Origin of the sequence: Streptomyces sp. NPDC101234, from assembly GCF_044767525.1 — a bacterium.
GTDB classification, from domain to species: Bacteria; Actinomycetota; Actinomycetes; order Streptomycetales; family Streptomycetaceae; genus Streptomyces; species Streptomyces sasae.
Window position 1 is genome coordinate 207,835 of the sequence record NZ_JBIWOA010000008.1, and the last position, 18,098, is coordinate 225,932.

An 18,098-nucleotide genomic window follows, 5' to 3' on the forward strand; every position below is an offset into this window, starting at 1 on the left:
GGTCGTTGAAGACCTTAGGGTGCGCTTAAGGAAGGGATCGGGACCGATTAAAGGTAGAGACCATTTCTTCCGGTGGTTCCCCGGTTCCGCTCCTGCCCGTCTCCCCCGGCTGCCTGCGCGAACGGCGTCGGCGCACCGCCCCCCGGTGTCCCTTCCGCTCGGGCTTCCCGCCGTCCAGCTGGATCCAGATCCGCACCTCGGTCCCGCCGAGCACCGACGAGCCGATCCGCACGTCCCCGCCCGTGGACTCGGCGAGCCGGCGCACGATGTCCAGCCCGAGCCCGGTCGACCCGGCCGCCCCGGACCCCCGCCCGCGCGCCATCGCCGCCTCGGGGTCCCGGATGCCCTGCCCCGCGTCCGAGACCAGCACGATCACCGCGTCCTCCGCGTTGTGCACGTCGACCGCGAAGGCGGTGCCCTCGGCGGTGTGCCGGAAGACGTTGCCGAGCAGCGCGTCGAGCGCGGCGGCCAGGTCGGCCCGGGCGACGGGTATGCGGACCGGCCGGTCGGCCCCGGCCACCCGCCACTTGCGGCCCTCGTCCTCCGCGAGCGCCGACCAGAACCCCATCCGCTCCCGCACCACCTCGGCCGCGTCACACCCGGCACCCGGTCCGACGGCCGCCGTCTGCGGCTTGGCCTCCCGCGCGGTACGGATGATGGTGTCGACCTCGCGCTCCAGCTGCGCGACGGCGGCCCGGGTCTGTTCGGCGGCGGCCCCGTCCCCGAGCGAGGCGGCGTTCAGCCGCAGCACGGTGAGCGGGGTCCGCAGCCGGTGCGAGAGATCCGCCGCCAGCTCCCGCTCGTTGGCGAGCAGTTGTACGACCTGATCGGCCATCGAGTTGAACGCCACCGCCGCCAGCCGCAGTTCGGTGGGTCCCTCCTCGGGCACCCGCGCCCCGAGCTTGCCCTCCCCCAGTTCGTGGGCGCCCTCGACCAGCCGCTGGGCGGGCTGCACCATCCGGACGCCCAGCCGGTCGGCGACGGCGACCGAGCCGACGATCAGCGCCAGGCCGACGCCGGCGAGCACCGCCCAGGCCGTGGAGAGGCCGTGGGTCACCTCGGACTCGGGCACATAGACCTCGACGACCGCGATGGCGCCGGAGCTGAGCGCGACCGGCTGCAGCAGGGTGGACCCGCCGTCGACCTCGGTCGTGGAGGCCCGCCCCAGCTTCCGTACGGTCGCGATGTCCCGGCCGGCGGCGCGCTGCCGCCCGATGTCGACGGCGGGACTGCCCCCGGTCGCGGGTATGTGCACGGCCATGCCCCGGTCGGCGCCGGCCGAGGCCACCACCCGCTCCAGCTTGTCCCGGTCGGTGGTGATGGACAGGGCCGGGGCGACGGCGGCCGCCTCCCGCTCGGCATTGGAGAAGGCGCGGTCGCGGGCCATCTCCTTGACGACCAGACCGAGCGGAACGGCGAAGGCGACCACGACCATCGCCGTCACCGCCAGACAGACCTTGACCAGTGCCCATCTCATCGGACCGGCCCCCCTTCCGCACCCGGCGGCTCCAGCTTCACGCCGACCCCGCGCAGGGTGTGCAGATAGCGCGGCCGAGCCGCCGTCTCCCCCAACTTCCGCCGCAGCCACGACAGGTGCACATCGATGGTCTGGTCGTCGCCGTAGGACTGCTGCCACACCTCCGCCAGCAGTTCCTTGCGCGGCACGACGACTCCGGGCCGCCGGGCCAGAAAGGCCAGCAGATCGAACTCGCGCCGGGTGAGGTCGAGCCGCATCCCGTCCAACTCGGCCTGGCGGCGCAGCGGATCGACGGTCAGCCCGCCCACCCGCAGCACGCTGGACGGCGCCTTCTCGCCCCCGCCGGACCGCGCCCGGCGCAGCACCGCGGCCATCCGCGCCGACAGGTGCTCCACGGAGAACGGCTTGGTCAGATAGTCGTCCGCACCGGCGTTGAGCAGCCGGACGATCTCCGTCTCGTCGTCGCGGGCGGTCGCGATGATGACGGGTACGTCGGTGATGCCGCGCAGCATCTTCAGGGCCTCGGAGCCGTCCAGGTCCGGCAGTCCGAGGTCCAGGATGACCACGTCGAAACGGAAATGGGCGACTTCGCGCAGCGCCTCCAGTGCCGTACCGACACTGCGCACGGTGTGCGAGGCGTCGGCCAGCTGCCGGATCAGCGCCGAGCGTACGAACTGGTCGTCCTCGACCACGAGCACACTTGCCATGCGCCGCACCGTACGCCATGCGGCCATTGCCGGTCGGGGCCTGTGGATAACTCGGGGCGAGTGCGCACGGCGGTTCCCCTGAGGCAGTATGGCCCGCGATGCGCAGAGGACTCGTACACGTACTGGCTTGGCTGCTCGCCACGAGCGCGGCGGCCACGCTGTCGTGGTGGGGTGTCCACACGGTGATGGCGGGCACGGCCTACGACCCGCCGCGCGCCCTGCCGATCACGGCGACGGACGACGCCCCGACGACCCAGGGTTCGAAGCCGCTGGCATCGCCGACGTCCCGCCCGCCGAGTCCGTCGCCTTCGGCGTCCCCCCGTCCGTCGAGGACGCCCGCCGCCACACCGTCCGTCACCCCGACGACCACCCCGAGCCCGTCCTCCGCCACCACGTCGGGCCAGGTGAAGGCCTACGACACCAACGGCGGCCGGGCGGTGTTCGACCTGGGGGACACCAGCGCGACCCTGGTGTCCGCCACCCCCGGCACCGGCTGGTCGATGCAGGTGTGGAAGACGGAGACCTGGATCCGCATCGAGTTCGCCAGGAGCACGGACCGGGTGTCGGTGTTCTGCACCTGGCACGACAGCGCGCCGCAGGTGCAGGTGCAGACTTATTGAGCGCCCCCGCCTACTGAGAAGCCCCGGCTGAAGCGCCGCTTCAGGGGCGCTGGGGGTACCCCCGGCCGAAGGCTGGGGGTAGGAACTGCGCGCTCAGCACCCACCGGCCCGCAGACTCACCGAAACACCGAAGGCGGCGGAGATGGCGAAGCCACAGCCACCGCATCGGTCACGGCAACCGCCCCACCGCTGAAATCCCTCAACACCCGCCCGTGTTCGACCCGCCCCGGGTGAGGGTCGGACGCACAGCGCCGGGTCAGCTCACCGACGGGCAGCTGTACGTCGGCCGCGACCAACACCGCGTTGCCGAACCGCTTGCCGCGCCACACCCCCGCGTCCGCCACCACCGCGAGCTCGGCGAACCGCGCCCCCGCGGTGGCGATCTGCCCCCTCAGGTGCGCGAGCGGCGGGCCGTCCGCGAGGTTCGCCGCATACGCGCCCCCCGGCTTCAACACCCTGCGCACCTCGTCCAGGAACTCCGTGGACGTCAGATGCGCCGGAGTGCGGGCCCCGCTGAACACATCCGCGATGACCAGGTCCGCCCAGCCCTCCGGGACTTTCCCCAGCCCGTCCCGGGCGTCCACGGACCGCACCCGTATCCGCGCGTTCGGATCCAACGGCAACTCCCGCCGCACCAGTTGGACGAGGGCCGCGTCGCGTTCCACTATCTGCTGGGTGGACCGGGGCCGGGTCGCCGCCACGTACCGCGCCAGCGTGAACGCACCGCCCCCGAGGTGTACGACCTGCACCGGCCGGCCCGGCGGGGCGACGAGGTCGATCACATGGCCGAGGCGGCGCTGGTACTCGAAGGAGAGGTACGCCGGGTCGTCCAGGTCGACGTGCGACTGCGGGGCGCCGTCGATGAGCAGTGTCCAGGCCCGGCCGCGGTCGGGGTCGGGTATGAGCTGGGCGAGGCCGCCGTCGACGGCCTCGACGACGGCTTCGGCGGCGGCAGCCGACCGGCGCCGTGAGTTCCTGGACTTGCCCACGCCGCCATTCTCCCAGGCGGCGGGCGCCCGGGAAATTCAGCGGCAGCTGTCCGCCGCCTTGATCAGCCGCGCCGCCTCGCCCAGCGCCCGGCGCAGCACCGCCGGGTCCGTCGCGAGGTCGGCCTCGCCGGGCGGCAGCAGCCAGTCGGAGCCCTCGACCGGCGGCTCGGGGCTGAGCCGCAGCCCGCGCCCGTCGGTCTCCGTGCACGTGCTGCCGGGGACGTCCCAGGCCGCCGCCGTGCCGGCCGGCACCACGAAGCCGAGGGTGCCGCCCCCGTCGTCGTGGAGTACGGGCCCCACCGCGTCCCCGGTCCCCCGGCGCAGGATGTCGACCGCCTCCAGACCGTGCCGGGCCGGCACCGTCACGAGGTCGCATCCCGCGTCGTCTGCCGTCGAAGTCACCGACGGCGTACAAGGATCGTTGCTCTGGCTGGTCTCCATCCCGGCCTCCACCACGCAGCCCTCTTGCAGTCCATGACGTCCAACGCGCCACCTCGTCAACGGCTACGGCGGAAGTCAGCCGCAAAGGATGGCAGTTCATGGCAGATCGTGCATGAGATATCCGGTTTGTAGCCAAACACAGCGTCACGGGTCCGACACAGCAGGTACGTTCTTGCCCGCCGGAATCAAGGGTCCACACGGACAACTCACCATGAGTCCGGCATGGTTCGACGGTTCGCACGAGAGGACCCGGCCATGACGTCGTCAACCACGACCTCGTCGCAGCCCGATCGGCCGGTACGGCCGAACCTCGCCTTCAGGCAGCTGCGCGGCCGGCACTCGCCGGCCGAGTTCGCCGCGCTGGTAAGGCGTGCCGCCCGCGAGATCGGCGAGCGGGTGAGCTGTGACGCGCGCTACATCGGCCGGGTCGAGGCGGGTGAGATCCGCTGCCCGAACTATGCGTACGAACGGGTGTTCCTGCACATGTTCCCCGGCCGCACGCTCGCCGACCTCGGCTTCGCGCCCCGCTCGTCCGTACGCGGACGGGCGGCGCGGCCGCCGGAGGACGTGCCCCTCGCCCTCACCACGGGTGAGACGCAAGGGGCCGTAGAGCCGTATGACCCGCAGGACCCGTACGAGACGCACGACAACTACGAGGAGAGCGACGTGCTGCGTCGCCTATTCATGACCGGCGGGGGCGCCACCGTGGCCGCCGCCACGCTGGGCCCACTGGAGTTCACGATCGACGCCGTCGCGGCGGACCGGCCGGTGCGCCGTGCCGGGTCCTCGCACGCGGCCGCCCTGGAGGAGGCCGTACGCCGGATCCGGCTGCTCGACGACCGGCACGGCGCGGACGGTCTGTACCGGCGCGCGGCGGCTCCGCTGCGCGCGGCGTACGCGCTGCTGGACGCGGGCGCGACCCGGCAGACGACCGCGGAGCGGTTGCACTCGGGCGCCGGTGAGCTGGCCATCTCGGTGGGCTGGCTGGCCCATGACTCCGGCCGCTTCGACGACGCCCGCTCGCACTACGCGGAGGCGCTGGCGACGGCGCGGATGACCGGGGATCCGGGGCTGGAGGCGCACGCCTTCTGCAACACGGCGTTCCTGGCACGCGACGCCGGGCGCCCCCGGGAGGCGGTGCGGGCGGCCCAGGCCGCGCAACGGGTCGGCCGGCCGCTGGGCTCGCCCCGGCTCATGTCGCTGCTCGCGCTCCGCGAGGCGGGCGGCTGGGCGGGGCTCGCCGACCGCACCGGCTGCGAGCAGGCGCTGGCCCGGGCGCAGGCCCTCTTCGAGCGAGGCCACTCGGACGCCGACCCCGAGTGGATGAGCTTCTACGGAGAGGCCGAGCTGGAGGGCCTGGAGGCCCAGTGCTGGTCCACGCTGGGCGACTGGCGGCGGGCCGCACGCCATGCCCGCCGGGCGGCCGACCTGCAGGACCCGCACTTCACCCGGAACATCGCGCTGTACACGGCGGAACTGGCCGACGACCTCGCGCGGGGCGGCCGGCCGGACGAGGCGGCGATGGCCGGCATGCGGGTGCTCGATCTGCTGGACCAGGTCCAGTCGTCGCGGATCCAGGGGATGCTGGCGGGCACGGCGAGGGTGCTGCTGCCGCATCGGCGGGCGAGCGGGGTCCAGGAGTTCCTGGACCGGCATGCGTCCACGCCGAGGGGTGTGTAGGCCGACATTCGGCTGCGGGTGGGTGGGGGCTGGTCGCGCAGTTCCTCCCCCAGCCTTCGGCCGGGAGTACCCCCAGCGCCCCTGACGGGGCGCTGTCCCAGCCGCTTCTCTCCAGTCGCGGGAAGTCGTGCCTCCCCCAGTGCCTCAAGGGCCTGGAAGGTGCCCCCAGGGCGGCACGGGTGGGCTGGGGCCCCCTCTGGGGGAGGCACCCTGCGAGCGCCGGTAAGCGTCCCCACCCCCGCCCAGCCCCCACCCCGGGTCACCCAGCCAGGTGCCCCAGATCGTTCCAGCTCTCGATCGCGGGCTCTCCGTAGGCCCACCCCAGCACCGACAGCGACGTCGGGTTCAGCCTGATCCGGGCCGCGAAGTCCAGGGGCATGCCCAGCCAGCGCGCGCCGATCGACCGCAGGATGTGCCCGTGGGCGAACACCAGTACGTCCCGGTCCGCCGACCGCGCCCAGGACACCACCTCGTCCGCCCGCGCGGTCACCTCGGCGAGCGTCTCGCCGCCGGGCACGCCGTCGCGCCAGATCAGCCAGCCGGGGCGACCGGACTGGATCTCGGCGGGGGTCAGCCCCTCGTAGCCGCCGTAGTCCCACTCCATCAGCGTGTCCCAGTGGGCCGCACGGTCGCCGAAGCCCGCCAGTTCGCACGTCTCACGCGCGCGTGCCAGCGGGCTGGTGCGCACCTCGACATCGGCCAGGCCGTCGAACGGCGGCCGGTGCAGGCGCTCGCCCAGCAGCTTGGCCCCCCGCCGGCCCTCCTCCAGGAGCGGTACGTCGGTCCTGCCGGTGTGCTTGCCGGACAGCGACCACTCCGTCTGTCCGTGCCGGGCCAGCAGGATGCGCGGTGCCATGAGCGGGAGAACCTCTCGGGAGAAATTCGGAAGCGGGACACCTCCATCATCGCCCACGCCGGGAACGCGCCTGGAACGCGCCGGGAACGGGCAACCCGGCGGGCGCTCCCCGCGTCTTTGAGGTCTGAGCACCCCGCAAGGGCGGGCACGCGTACACCGTAAAGTGTCACGGTCGGCCCGCCGGGCGCCGCGCAGACACTGGACGAGAAGGGGGAGGCAGTCGGATGCCGCAGACCGAGAAACCAGGCACCGAGGTGACTTCGGGCACCCGACTGCGCTGGTGGACCGAGCTGCCGCTGATCCTGCTGGTGTACGGCTGCTATCTGGCCGGCCGCCTCCTCGCACGCGGGGACACCTCCGGCGCCGTCGACCACGGTCTGGCGATCCTGCGCGTCGAGAAGACCCTGCGCCTGAACGCCGAGCACCCGCTCAACCGCCTCTTCACCCGCGAGCCCTGGCTCGGCATACCCGCCGACTTCTGGTACGCCTCGCTGCACTACATCGTCACCCCGGTGATCCTGGTCTGGCTGTTCCGCAAGCGCTCCGAGATCTACCGGCAGGCCCGCACCTGGCTGATGACGTCCACGTTCATCGGTCTGATCGGCTTCACCCTGCTGCCCACCTGCCCGCCCCGGCTGCTGGAGGCGAAGTACGGCTTCGTCGACACCATGGCCCAGTACAGCTCGTACGGCTGGTGGGGCGGCGAGGCCAGCGCCCCGCGCGGGATGGGCGGCATGACCAACCAGTACGCGGCGATGCCGAGCCTGCACTGCGGCTGGGCGCTGTGGTGCGGGGTGATGCTGTGGCGGTACGGCAACTCCCGGCTGACCAAGGTACTCGGCGTGGCGTACCCGCTGCTGACCGCGATCGTCGTGATGGGCACCGCCAACCACTACTTCCTGGACGCGGTCGCGGGCGTCGCCGTGATGGGCGCCGGGTTCCTGCTCGCGCCGTACGTGATGCGGGTCGCGGACGCGATCCGGGTCCGGATCGTCCCGGGCACCTCCCTCGTCACAGCGCGCTCGGAGAGCGCAGATTCCCCCGTTGTCAGTGGCGGATGCCAGACTTCGGCGGGTGAGCGAATTCCATCGCAGCGCGAGCCCCGGCTCGCCTCCGGAGCCGAACCGGACGCCTCCCCGTCAGACGCGGGGGACGGCGCTCCGGCAACAGCTCGCTGAGCTGCGCGGCCCCGACGTCCCCGCCAAGGCCCTCGACGCGCGCGCCCTCGCGGCGCTCGCCGCGAACCCGGGGTGCCGCAGGCGGGCGATCCTGGACGGGGCCGGGGTGGACAAGACCGCGCTGGCGAGCGCCCTCGGCTCACCGGCGGCCTTCGGCCAGTCGCAGTTCGCGCTGACCCGGGGCAACGCCTTCGAGGCGAAGGTGAAGGCGGACGGCGGGGCCGAGTTGCTGCGGCTGGTGCGCGGGCACCTCGATCCGGGCGCCGAACCGGCCGAGCGGGCCGCCGTGCCCGACCTGTCCGCGACCGGCCCGGAGGGGCGCACGGCCCGTACGGCGCTCGCACTGCGCGAGGCCGTCGAAGCGGGTGGCTGGTCGCTGTTCGACCACCCGATGCTGGCCCTGGAGGTGGCCGGCTCCCCCGCGTTCCTGGAGCCGGACGCGGTGGTCGTACACCCCGACGGCAGCTGGACGGTCGTGGAGATCAAGTCCTTCCCGATGGTGGACGGTTCGGCGGACCCGGCGAAGGTGGGCGCCGCCGCGCGGCAGGCGGCCGTGTACGTACTGGCCCTGGAGAAGGTCGCGGCCCGGCTCGACCCGGCCCCGCGGGTGCGCCACGACGTGCTGCTGGTCTGCCCCAAGGACTTCTCCAACCTGCCCACCGCCTCCGCGGTGGACGTCCGCAAGCAGCGCGCGGTCACCGCCCGTCAGCTGGACCGGCTCACCCGCATCCAGGACATCGCCGACACCCTCCCCGAGGGCACCTGCTTCGCCCCGGACCTGCCGGCCGAGCAGCTCACGGCGGCCGTGGAGGCCGTCCCGGCGACCTACGCGCCCGAGTGCCTGTCCGCCTGCGAACTGGCCTTCCACTGCCGACAGCGCTCCCAGGCGGCCGACGAGGTCACCGCGCTCGGTCGCGCGGTCCGCGCCGAGCTGGGCGGGCTGACCACGGTCGAGGACGTCCTGTCGGCGGCGCGCGGCGAGAGCGGCGACCCCGACGACCCGGCGGTGGCGGCCCTCAGAAGGGCGGCGGCCCTGCGGGCGGAGGCACTTCAGGGGGCCGCGTGTCCCTGATCACCACCCTCGCCCGTCTCGAAGCCGTGAGCACGGGCACCGCACGGCCCGCCGCGACCGTCCGCCACCGGCATCTGTCCGAGCGCCCGCTCGTCCTCGTGCCGCTCACCACCGCCGGTGAGGCCGGTGCCCCGCTCGGCGCGCTGGTCGGCACCGACCGGGACGCGCCGCGTCTGCTCGTCGTACCCCAGCCGCGCGACCGGGACCTGCGGTTCGCCTTCCTCGCCGAACTCGCCGACGTCGTTCTGCCGTACCTGGACTCCTTCGCCGACGACGTCGAGGCAGCCGAGCGCACCGAGACCGACCCGGAGACCGGCAAGCGGGTCAAGGTCGAGGTCGAACTGTGTGCGGACGCCCCCCAGCTGATCGTGCCGGGCCGCGCGGCCGTCGAGTACGTACGGCTGCTGGGCCGCTCGATGCGGTTCCGGCGCACGGCCGAGCAGGACCCCGAAGCGCCCTACCCGGCGCCGCCCCGGGTGCCGTTGCTCGGCCGCTGGCTCACCCACTTCGGCGAGCGCGCCCGGGTGCCCGGCTCCTCTCTGCTGCTCGCCATGACGGACCTGCTGTCCCGGCACTGGGCGACCGGCCAGTCCGGCGTCGAGGACCAGCACCTGGGCGCGCTGCTCGCCTGGATAGACCCCCCGCAGGGCAGCACGGGCGCGGCGGCCGCGCGCACGGCCGAGCTCGCGCGGGACCCCGACGGCCAGTTGGTGTGCCCGCCGGCCGGGCCCGCCACCGACCCGGCGTTCGACAACAAGCTGCTGGCCCCCGCCTTCGAGCGCTACGACCGGGCCCGGACCGCCCTGGCCGCCGCCGAGGACGGCCTCCAGGCCGACGACCGGCTGGCGATCCTCACCACCGCCGAACGGGAGATCCGCGACCTCGTCGAGAGCCGGACCCGGCCCACCTGGGACGCGGTCTGGCGCGGCCTCGACCTGCTGCACCGACTGCCGGAGGGTGTCCGGGCCGAGGAGCGGTGGACCCGCGACCGCTGGTCGTTCACCGGCCACCGGGACCGGGTCGTGGCCGGCGAGCCGCCGCAGCCGCGCCGCGACGACGCGGTCACCGCCGCGAACAAACTGGCCACGCGCGAACGCGAACAGGCCCGCCTCGACGCCCAGGAGGCGCTCGACGACCCGCTGGTGATGGCTGGGCGGCGGCTGACCGGGGAGGCGTTCGCGGGCGAGGTCCTCGATGTCGTCATGGCGTACAGCGAGGGCAAGCGGCCCAGCCCGCGCCCGCTGGTGACAGTGCGCACGGAGGACCGGCCACAGCTGGGCGAGCGGGCCAAGGCCTACCGCTCACTGGGCGGCAAGCCGCAGTCCATGGAGTTCGCCGGGTACGAGGCCGAGGGGGTCGTCGTCCTGCGGGTGCTGGACAAGATGGGCCGGGGCAAGGAACCGGAGCCCGGTTCGGTCCCGGAGCAGGGCGACCGGCTCACCTTCACCCTCTTCGAACACGAGCAGCGCGGCGGGGCGAAGCTGCCCGACCCGGAAGCGACCCCGTGGACACACGGCGGGCCGCCGGGCGAGGCGGCGCAGGAGGCGGCCGACACGGTGACCGAGGAGGACATGCTGTGACGACCGACGTCGATCTCGACCCGGGCACGGCCGCCGCCCGTGCCACCGCCGCGATCCTCCACGACACCCTGCACGGCACCGACCGTGGCGTGGTCGTCGACTCCCCGCCGGGGGCCGGCAAGTCCACGCTCGTGGTCCGCGCGGCGCTGGAACTCGCCGACGCGGGCCGCCCGCTGATGGTGGTCGCCCAGACGAACGCGCAGGTCGACGACCTGGTCCTGAGGCTCGCCGAGAAGAACCCGGAGCTCCCCGTCGGCCGGCTGCACAGCAGTGACGCCGACCCGTACGACAAGGCGCTGGACGATCTGCCGAACGTCCGCAAGTCGTCGAAGGCGGCCGACCTCAGAGAGGCATCGGTCGTGCTGTCCACCGCCGCGAAGTGGGCGCATGTCCAGGTGGACGAGCCCTGGCGGCACGCGATCGTCGACGAGGCGTACCAGATGCGCTCGGACTCGCTGCTGGCCGTGGCCGGTCTGTTCGAGCGGGCGCTGTTCGTGGGCGACCCCGGCCAGCTGGACCCGTTCGCGATCGTGGGCAGCGAGCAGTGGGCGGGCCTGTCGTACGACCCCTCGGCCTCCGCCGTCTCCACGCTCCTGGCCCACAACCCGGGCCTCCCCCAGCACCGCCTCCCGGTCTCCTGGCGCCTGCCGGCCTCCGCGGCCCCGCTCGTCTCCGGCGCGTTCTACCCGTACACCCCGTTCCGCAGCGGCACCGGCCACGGCGACCGGAGTCTCGCCTTCGCCGTCCCGTCCGACGGCTCGGGACCCGACCGGGTGATCGACGAGGCGGCGGAGTCCGGCTGGGGTCTGCTGGAGCTGCCCGCCCGGCACACCCCGCGCACCGACCCGGAGGCGGTCCGGGCGGTGGCGACGGTCGTACGGCGGCTGCTCGACCGGGGCGGCGCGGCGACCTCGGAGCGCTCACCCGACCCCGCGCCCCTGACCCCCGACCGGATCGCGGTCGGCACGGCCCACCGGGACCAGGCGGCGGCGGTCCGCGCGGCCCTGGCGGAGCTGGGCGTGAGCGATGTCACGGTCGACACGGCGAATCGGCTCCAGGGCCGCGAGTACGACGTCACGGTGGTCCTGCACCCGCTCTCCGGCCGCCCGGACGCCACCGCCTTCCACCTGGAGACGGGCCGCCTGTGCGTCCTGGCCTCCCGCCACCGCCACGCCTGCATCGTGGTCTGCCGGGCCGGTGTGACCGACCTCCTGGACGACTACCCGTCGACGGAACCGGTCCAGCTGGGCACGCTCGTGAAGTTCCCGGACGGCTGGGAGGCGAACCACGCGGTCCTGGCCCACCTGGCCGAACACCGGGTGACCTGGCGGCCCTGACCGATGCTTCGGTGCCCGCCCGACCGGCCTCGGCTGCCGCGCCCCATCCGCCGGACGGAGTCCGGCGCGCCGCCGGAGGCGGCCGATGGTCACAGCCCCGGACGGCTGGGAGGCGAACCACGCGGTCCTGGCCCACCTGGCCGAACACCGGGTGACCTGGCGGCCCTGAGCACTGTCTCGGCGGCCGGGCGAGCGCAGTGTCAGTCATCGGCCTCAGGGTGCTCTTGCGCGGGCGCGAGACAATGGTCGGTGGCCATCGAACCGTAGAACCGTACGAGGAGGACCAGACATGGCGGAGCCCACGCCGCGTCGGAACGAACCGCGGCTACGCCCCGCGCCCCTGCTCTTCGAGCCCGTGGAAGCGGTCGCCGACCCGGAGCACTTCTTCGACCTGGAGTCCATCGAGGACCCCCGGGCGTTGCTGGCGCGCGCGACCGAGCTGACCCAGGCGTTCCGGGCGGCCACCGACCGGGCGGTGGAGTTCCAGGCCATGGCGGCCGCGCAACTCGCCGACCCGCGGCGTTTCGACCGGCTGACCCCGGCCGACATCGCCGAGCGGGCCGAGTGGACCGAGGACTACGCGAAGAAGATGGTCGAGTTCGGCCGGGACCTGCTGAGGGGTGCGGAAGGGCAGGGACCCGAGCAGATCTAGCACGGACGGCTGTCCGGCCCTGGCGGACGGCATATGCCAGGCGGGCAAGATACGCCCCTCCGCTCCACCCTGTCCCGTTTTCCGGCAACTCACAGGGAGCGGCCGCTCACCGGGGGTATCAATTCCCCATGAGCAGCAACCCGTACGAGACACCTCTCCGCGACCCCGGCGACCTCGGTGACGCCGCCGGGGTCACCGCCGACGGAGCCGCCTGGCTCGCCTCGGCAGGAACGTATCCGCGGAGCACGCTCGCGTTCTGGGAGGAGCGGCCGGACGCCCCGGTCGTCCTGCCCTGCGGTACCGCCTTCGACGTGGTGAACGCCCCGGCGATGTTCGGCCGCCGCATGCTGGACCGGTTGTGGGACGAGGGGCCGGGCTCCGGGCCGGTCGCGGTGTTCCGGGGCCGGATGCTCCTGTTCGCCGCTCCCGGCACCGCCGCGCGGCTGCCCTCGCTGCTGGGCTGGGAGGAGTGGGGCGGCCGCGGTCAGGGCGTACCGCCGCTGCTGTGCCACGGCACCGGCGACGCGGTGACCGTGCCGGCGCCGAGCGGCGACCGGTCCGCCCCCGCCCCGGCCGGTTCCCGCTGGCTGGTCGCCCCGGACACCCGGCACCCGTGGCTGCCGGGCCCCGAGATCCTGCTGTGGGCGGCGGTACGGGCGGCCCGCTCGACCGTGCGGATATCGATTTTTCCTCCCACCGATCAGGATGCTAATGTCTACGACGTCAGCAGGCGCCGCTAGCTCAGTTGGTTAGAGCAGCTGACTCTTAATCAGCGGGTCCGGGGTTCGAGTCCCTGGCGGCGCACGCGAAGTAGTAGACGGTTGGGCCAAGCTCCTGCGAGCTTGGCCCAACTGTTTTTGCGCTTCCGGGGCCTCAGCCCAGCCCTGCCGACTCTCCCGGGTCGTCCGGCTCTCCGGGTGTGATCTTCACGTTCCAGGCGCCGGTCGCCGTCCGCCCCTCCACCTCCACCTTCACGCCGTCGCCCGGCACCGTGAAGGTCTCGCCGAGGGAGACCGGGGCGTCCGCGAGGGGCGGGTAGACCGAGTTCTCCCAGCAGGCCTCGGTGCGCGGATGGGCGTCGACCACCTCGATGGGGCCGCCGCCGGAGGCCGCCTCGCCGCGGACCCGGTAGACCAGGATGCCCTGCCGGCAGGCGGTGCTGTCGTTGCCGGTCGCGCCGCGCGCCTCGAAGGCCAGCACGGTGTCCGTACCGGTGCGCACCAGCGCCAGCTTCGTGCCGTTGCCGAGCCCGAAGGCCGGGGCGCCCGCCGCGCCCTGCACCGGCACCGGCACCCCGGGCCCGGCCGACAGCGGCTCCAGGGTCAGCCGGGTCGGCCCGGCCCCCCGTACGCACACCACCTGGCGCGGATCCAGCCATCCCAGCTTCCACTTGTGCCAGGCGAACAGATCCGGGGACAGTCCGAACTGGCTTCCCATCAGATCCCAGTCGCCGACGTACGTGTCCCAGTCGCCCTTGCCGTCCACCGGACGGTGGTAGAGGTCGGGGAGGTCGAAGAGATGACCGGTCTCATGGGCGAGAACCAGCCGGTCCGGCGGATGCTTCTCGAAGACGGTGACGACCCGGCGGACGTCCGTGCCGTCCAGGTGCATCGGGGTGCTCAGGTTGACCACCTTCGTGGCGTCGGAGTCGACTCCGGGCGCGTCCGGGTCGGCGACGAAGTACACGATGTCGTAGCGCGAGAAGTCGACCTCCGGATCGGCGACCGCGAACGCGTCCCGCAGGTAGGCGGCCCGCAGGGCCATGCTCCAGTCGCGCTGCATGCCATAGGCGACAGACGGCCGGGGCATCCGCAGCCAGTGCGTCAGCGGGTGCGGATGGATCGTGAACTTCCCGTAGGAGGCCTGTTCGTAGTAGCGGCTGGTGGCCGGGAAGTGGTCGGCTGCCAGCTCCGCCGGCGTGGTGCGCGGGGTGGCGTCGGGGAAGGAGAGGAACACCATCACGGCCGAAAGCGGGTGCGTCGGACGGGTGTAGGCGGCGTTCCAGGTGTCGAGACCCTCGGAGTGGTGCGCGTCGGTGCGGTGCAGGGCACAGGGAGCCGTGGAGAACGGCTCGGCGACCGACGGTCCGGTCAGGATCGTCGTCGTGACGAGCGCCGCCATCGTGGTGGACACGGCGGCGGTGCTGCGCAGCGGGAGACGCGGCACGGAAAAACCTCCGGGGCGGTTCGCGGGACACCGCACCCAGCCTGCGTGGGTTTGTCATTATATGTCCTGTTCATCTGCACCAGAAGGGTGAGGGATCCCCTGGTGACCCATGCGCTACCCGAACGGCCGACACCCCGAGAAACTCACGGAACGTCACAAGTGGTCGGGCGGCTCAAGAACCCGTCCAGGTGCGGGCAGAAACGATCTGTCAGAATCGCCGGTTCATCGGGGACACTGGACAGTGGCTGGAAGGCCCTCGGGCCAGCCTCTATGATCGGCACACTTTCCTGCACGGACAGAGATCGAGTGCACTGCGGGAGCGAGCGGTGAGCGGAACGTCCGAAGGGCCGACGCCCGCGGCAGACCTCGACCGGTCCGCCGTCACAGTGAGTGACAAGACCTGTCGGAAGTCGTACGACGAGACAACCGACCTGAAGACATACGAACACGCCTTCACGGGCGCCGCGCTACCCATGGCCGTCGTCGACCGCGAGGGCCTCGTGACCACCGCCAACGAGGCGTTCGGCACCCTGATCGGCGCCGACCCGGCCGGCCTGCCCGGGCGGGTCGCCGCGGATCTGCTGGACCTGGCCTCCGACGCCCGTACCTGGCACGCCTATCGCGAGGTGCTGCGCGGCCGGAACGCCAAGCTGCGCTGCACCCGGCGGCTGAAGCATCCCGACGGGCACTCGGTGTGGGTCCAGGTCACCATCTCGCCGCTGGCGAAGGACCGGCCGGGTGTCCTGCTGTCGGTCTCCGACATCAGCGAGCGCCGCGAACTCCAGGCCCGGCTGCGGCACTTGCAGATGCATGACCCCGTGACCCGGCTGCCCAACCGGACGTTGTTCTTCGAGCGACTGTCGGCCGCGCTGGAGGCGGAGTCGTACGAGCGGAGCGGCACCGGCCGGATCGGCCTGTGCTACCTGGACCTGGACGGCTTCAAGGCGGTCAACGACACCCTCGGCCACCGGGTCGGTGACCGGCTGCTGGCCGCCGTCGCCGAGCGGCTGACCCGGGTCTGTGACGAGGCCGGCTTCGCGCGGGCCGGGGCGCCGCTGGTGGCCCGGCTCGGCGGCGACGAGTTCGCGCTGCTGGTCGAGGACTCGACGGGCACCGAGCAGTTGGCCGATCTGGCCGAGTCGGCGCTGGCCGCCCTCCAGGCGCCGTTCGACCTGGCCGGGCAGCGGCTGTCGCTGTCGGCGTCGATCGGGGTGGTGGAACGCCACGCGGCGGGCACGACCGCGACCGGTCTGATGCAGGCCGCCGACACGACGCTCTACTGGGCGAAGGCCGACGGCAAGTCCCGCTGGACGCTCTTCGACCCGGAGCGCAACGCCCACCGGATGACCCGCCAGGCGCTCTCCTCCACCCTGCGGCCGGCCATCGAACGCGGCGAGTTCGTGCTCGAGTACCAGCCGCTGGTGGGGATGGAGGACGGCCGGCTGAACGGGGTCGAGGCCCTGGTCCGCTGGCACCATCCGCAGTTCGGCACACTGACGCCGAATCGGTTCATCGGACTTGCCGAGGAGGACGGCTCGATCGTCCCGCTGGGCCGCTGGGCCCTGACCACCGCCTGCCGCCAGGCCCGCCGCTGGCAGCTGGACCACCCCGGCGAGCCGCCGATCTTCGTCAGCGTCAACGTCGCGGTCCGCCAGGTCTGGGACTCGGACCTGGTGACGGACGTCGCCGCGACCCTCGCGGAGACCGGGCTGGCCCCGCACCTGCTCCAGCTGGAGCTGACGGAGTCGGCGGTCATGGGCTCGGCGGGCCGCCCGCTGCAGGCCCTCCAGGCCCTCAGCGACATGGGCGTCCGGATCGCCATCGACGACTTCGGCACCGGCTACTCGAACCTCGCCTACCTCAGCCGCCTCCCGGTCTCGGTCCTCAAACTGGACGGGTCCTTCGTGAGGGGATTCCAGTACGACGACCCGGGCGACCGCCCCAACCCCGCCGACGAGGTGGTGGTGGAGGCGATGATCCAGCTGGCCCACCGCCTCGGCCTGACCGTCACCGCCGAATGCGTCGAGACCTCGGCACAGGCCTCCCGCCTGCGCCACATCGGCTGCGACACCGGCCAGGGGTGGCTCTACTCCCGGCCGGTGACGGCGGACCGTATCTCCGAGCTGCTGGACACCAAGTCCTACGCGGACACCCCGGTCGGCAACCCGTAGGCGTCGGCGATCAGCCCGTAGGAGCGCAGCCGCAGCTCGCCGCGGTGGGCGTGCGAGGTGAGCATCAGCTCGTCGGCGCCGGTGCGCTTGTGCAGGTCGTCGAGACCGGCGCGGACCTCGTCGGCGGTGCCGTGCACGATGTTGGACGTCCAGGAGTGCACGAACTCCTCCTCCATCGGGGAGAACTCGTGCTTGTCGGCCTCGTCCGGGTCGGGGAACAGCCCCGGCCGCCCGGTACGCAGCCGCAGCATGTTCAGCGCACCGGCCCGCACCTGGCGGCGCGCCTCGCGTTCGTCGTCCATCGCGAGGGTGGAGACGCCGATGAGGGCGTACGGCTCGTCGAGGACGGCGGACGGGCTGAAGGACTCGCGGTACAGGTCGAGCGCGGGGATGGTGTTCTGCGCGGAGAAGTGGTGCGCGAAGGCGAACGGCAGTCCGAGCATGCCGGCGAGCCGGGCGCTGAAACCGGAGGAGCCGAGCAGCCAGATCGGCGGCCGGTGCGGGGACTGCACACCGCCGGGGGTCGTGCTCTGGACCGGGCCGGGGATGGCGTGGATCCTGCGGTACGGGTGCCCGTCCGGGAAGTCGTCGTCGAGGAACCGGGTGAGCTCGGCGAGCTGCTGGGGGAAATCGTCGGCGCCCTCGTTGAGGGTCTGGGTACGGCGGAGCGCGGCCGCCGTGGCCCCGTCCGTCCCGGGCGCCCGCCCGAGCCCCAGGTCGACCCGCCCCGGGGCCAGCGCCTCCAGTGTGCCGAACTGCTCGGCGATGACGAGCGGCGCGTGGTTGGGCAGCATCACGCCGCCCGAGCCCAGCCGGATCCGCTCCGTGTGGGCGGCCAGGTGGGCGAGGATCACGGCGGGCGAGGAGGAGGCCACACCCGGCATCGAGTGGTGCTCGGCGACCCAGTACCGGTGGAAGCCGCGCGCCTCGGTGAGCCGCGCGAGCTCGACGCTGGTGCGCAGGGCGTCGGTGGCGGTACTGCCGGTGCCGACGGTCACCAGATCCAGTACGGAGAGGGGGACGGGGGCGGTCCCGTGCGTGATGCCCCGGATCTCGTCTGCCGACACGGTGAGAGCCTCCTGATCGCGGCGGTGAACTGTACTGAGGGGCGATAACAGGAGGAGGTCTCCGTTTATTCCTTGGTTCTTTTCCTCGCTTTTCGAGTGACCGAG

General features: G+C 72.9%; 15 protein-coding genes, 1 tRNA gene and 1 pseudogene. 10 read left to right on the forward strand and 7 right to left on the reverse strand.

Annotation, left to right across the window (positions count from 1 at the left end; translation table 11 throughout):
• Positions 1-25: 25 nt before the first annotated feature.
• The gene (locus ACIRR9_RS17225) at positions 26-1,477 is read right to left on the reverse strand and encodes a HAMP domain-containing sensor histidine kinase (protein ID WP_260328292.1); all 1,452 of its coding nucleotides are present in this window, start codon (positions 1,475-1,477) and stop codon (positions 26-28) included.
• Positions 1,474-2,184, reverse strand: coding sequence for a response regulator transcription factor (locus ACIRR9_RS17230; protein WP_403751997.1), 711 nt, complete (start codon positions 2,182-2,184; stop codon positions 1,474-1,476). Before ACIRR9_RS17230 ends, ACIRR9_RS17225 begins: the two co-directional genes overlap by 4 nt.
• Before the next feature lie 98 nt (positions 2,185-2,282).
• On the opposite strand from ACIRR9_RS17230, the gene ACIRR9_RS17235 reads away from it, so the two are divergent.
• Positions 2,283-2,804 carry a hypothetical protein gene (locus ACIRR9_RS17235; protein ID WP_403752000.1) on the forward strand — a complete coding sequence of 174 codons (522 nt, stop codon included), beginning with the start codon at positions 2,283-2,285 and terminating at the stop codon, positions 2,802-2,804.
• Between the two features lie 116 nt (positions 2,805-2,920).
• Here ACIRR9_RS17235 and ACIRR9_RS17240 read toward each other — a convergent pair whose 3' ends face one another.
• The gene (locus ACIRR9_RS17240; protein WP_403752003.1) at positions 2,921-3,793 is read right to left on the reverse strand and encodes a spermidine synthase; all 873 of its coding nucleotides are present in this window, start codon (positions 3,791-3,793) and stop codon (positions 2,921-2,923) included.
• Positions 3,794-3,829: 36 nt separating this feature from the next.
• Positions 3,830-4,234 (reverse strand): hypothetical protein, encoded by a 405-nt coding sequence (locus ACIRR9_RS17245; protein WP_403752006.1) that lies wholly within the window; start codon positions 4,232-4,234, stop codon positions 3,830-3,832.
• A 255-nt stretch (positions 4,235-4,489) separates the two neighbouring features.
• Here ACIRR9_RS17245 and ACIRR9_RS17250 point away from each other — a divergent pair, with 255 nt between their 5' ends.
• Positions 4,490-5,914 carry a hypothetical protein gene (locus ACIRR9_RS17250; protein WP_403752009.1) on the forward strand — a complete coding sequence of 475 codons (1,425 nt, stop codon included), beginning with the start codon at positions 4,490-4,492 and terminating at the stop codon, positions 5,912-5,914.
• A 259-nt stretch (positions 5,915-6,173) separates the two neighbouring features.
• On the opposite strand, the gene ACIRR9_RS17255 is transcribed toward ACIRR9_RS17250, so the two are convergent.
• Positions 6,174-6,770, reverse strand: a complete 597-nt coding sequence (locus tag ACIRR9_RS17255) for a histidine phosphatase family protein (protein WP_403752012.1) — start codon at positions 6,768-6,770, stop codon at positions 6,174-6,176.
• A 224-nt stretch (positions 6,771-6,994) separates the two neighbouring features.
• On the opposite strand from ACIRR9_RS17255, the gene ACIRR9_RS17260 reads away from it, so the two are divergent.
• The 7 genes and pseudogenes from ACIRR9_RS17260 to ACIRR9_RS17290 all read left to right on the forward strand — a co-directional run bounded on the left by ACIRR9_RS17260 (position 6,995) and on the right by ACIRR9_RS17290 (position 13,393).
• Positions 6,995-7,948 (forward strand): phosphatase PAP2 family protein, encoded by a 954-nt coding sequence (locus ACIRR9_RS17260; RefSeq protein ID WP_403752015.1) that lies wholly within the window; start codon positions 6,995-6,997, stop codon positions 7,946-7,948.
• Positions 7,845-9,020 carry a hypothetical protein gene (locus ACIRR9_RS17265; RefSeq protein ID WP_365338180.1) on the forward strand — a complete coding sequence of 392 codons (1,176 nt, stop codon included), beginning with the start codon at positions 7,845-7,847 and terminating at the stop codon, positions 9,018-9,020. The genes ACIRR9_RS17260 and ACIRR9_RS17265 overlap by 104 nt, the downstream gene beginning before the upstream one ends.
• Complete coding sequence (locus tag ACIRR9_RS17270; protein WP_403752020.1) at positions 9,011-10,600, forward strand: hypothetical protein; 1,590 nt, start codon at positions 9,011-9,013, stop codon at positions 10,598-10,600. The genes ACIRR9_RS17265 and ACIRR9_RS17270 overlap by 10 nt, the downstream gene beginning before the upstream one ends.
• The gene (locus ACIRR9_RS17275) at positions 10,597-11,937 is read left to right on the forward strand and encodes an AAA family ATPase (protein WP_403752023.1); all 1,341 of its coding nucleotides are present in this window, start codon (positions 10,597-10,599) and stop codon (positions 11,935-11,937) included. The genes ACIRR9_RS17270 and ACIRR9_RS17275 overlap by 4 nt, the downstream gene beginning before the upstream one ends.
• Positions 11,938-12,226: 289 nt before the next feature.
• Complete coding sequence (locus ACIRR9_RS17280) at positions 12,227-12,589, forward strand: hypothetical protein (RefSeq protein ID WP_365338173.1); 363 nt, start codon at positions 12,227-12,229, stop codon at positions 12,587-12,589.
• Between the two features lie 95 nt (positions 12,590-12,684).
• Positions 12,685-13,329 (forward strand): annotated as a pseudogene (locus ACIRR9_RS17285) (bifunctional DNA primase/polymerase); the annotation flags it as partial.
• Positions 13,320-13,393, forward strand: a tRNA-Lys gene (locus tag ACIRR9_RS17290). The pseudogene ACIRR9_RS17285 and the gene ACIRR9_RS17290, both read left to right, overlap by 10 nt.
• Before the next feature lie 69 nt (positions 13,394-13,462).
• Here the strand turns inward: ACIRR9_RS17290 and ACIRR9_RS17295 are convergent.
• Entirely contained in the window at positions 13,463-14,710 is a 1,248-nt protein-coding gene (locus ACIRR9_RS17295; protein WP_403752326.1) for a M6 family metalloprotease domain-containing protein, read from the reverse strand.
• A gap of 371 nt (positions 14,711-15,081) precedes the next feature.
• Here ACIRR9_RS17295 and ACIRR9_RS17300 point away from each other — a divergent pair, with 371 nt between their 5' ends.
• On the forward strand, positions 15,082-16,926 hold the full coding sequence (locus tag ACIRR9_RS17300; RefSeq protein WP_403752027.1) for a putative bifunctional diguanylate cyclase/phosphodiesterase: 1,845 nt from the start codon (positions 15,082-15,084) through the stop codon (positions 16,924-16,926).
• Here the strand turns inward: ACIRR9_RS17300 and ACIRR9_RS17305 are convergent.
• The gene (locus ACIRR9_RS17305; RefSeq protein ID WP_403752030.1) at positions 16,896-17,993 is read right to left on the reverse strand and encodes an LLM class flavin-dependent oxidoreductase; all 1,098 of its coding nucleotides are present in this window, start codon (positions 17,991-17,993) and stop codon (positions 16,896-16,898) included. The two genes, ACIRR9_RS17300 and ACIRR9_RS17305, sit on opposite strands and share 31 nt — an antisense overlap.
• Positions 17,994-18,098 lie beyond the last annotated feature (105 nt).

Bases quoted from the DNA above. Each gene is read 5' to 3' on its own strand.
- ACIRR9_RS17225 (WP_260328292.1), bottom strand. From the start codon at position 1,477: ATGAGATGGGCACTGGTCAAGGTCTGTCTGGCGGTGACGGCGATGGTC.
- ACIRR9_RS17230 (WP_403751997.1), bottom strand. From the start codon at position 2,184: ATGGCAAGTGTGCTCGTGGTCGAGGACGACCAGTTCGTACGCTCGGCG.
- ACIRR9_RS17235 (WP_403752000.1), top strand. From the start codon at position 2,283: ATGCGCAGAGGACTCGTACACGTACTGGCTTGGCTGCTCGCCACGAGC.
- ACIRR9_RS17245 (WP_403752006.1), bottom strand. From the start codon at position 4,234: ATGGAGACCAGCCAGAGCAACGATCCTTGTACGCCGTCGGTGACTTCG.
- ACIRR9_RS17250 (WP_403752009.1), top strand. From the start codon at position 4,490: ATGACGTCGTCAACCACGACCTCGTCGCAGCCCGATCGGCCGGTACGG.
- ACIRR9_RS17255 (WP_403752012.1), bottom strand. From the start codon at position 6,770: ATGGCACCGCGCATCCTGCTGGCCCGGCACGGACAGACGGAGTGGTCG.
- ACIRR9_RS17260 (WP_403752015.1), top strand. From the start codon at position 6,995: ATGCCGCAGACCGAGAAACCAGGCACCGAGGTGACTTCGGGCACCCGA.
- ACIRR9_RS17280 (WP_365338173.1), top strand. From the start codon at position 12,227: ATGGCGGAGCCCACGCCGCGTCGGAACGAACCGCGGCTACGCCCCGCG.
- ACIRR9_RS17295 (WP_403752326.1), bottom strand. From the start codon at position 14,710: ATGGCGGCGCTCGTCACGACGACGATCCTGACCGGACCGTCGGTCGCC.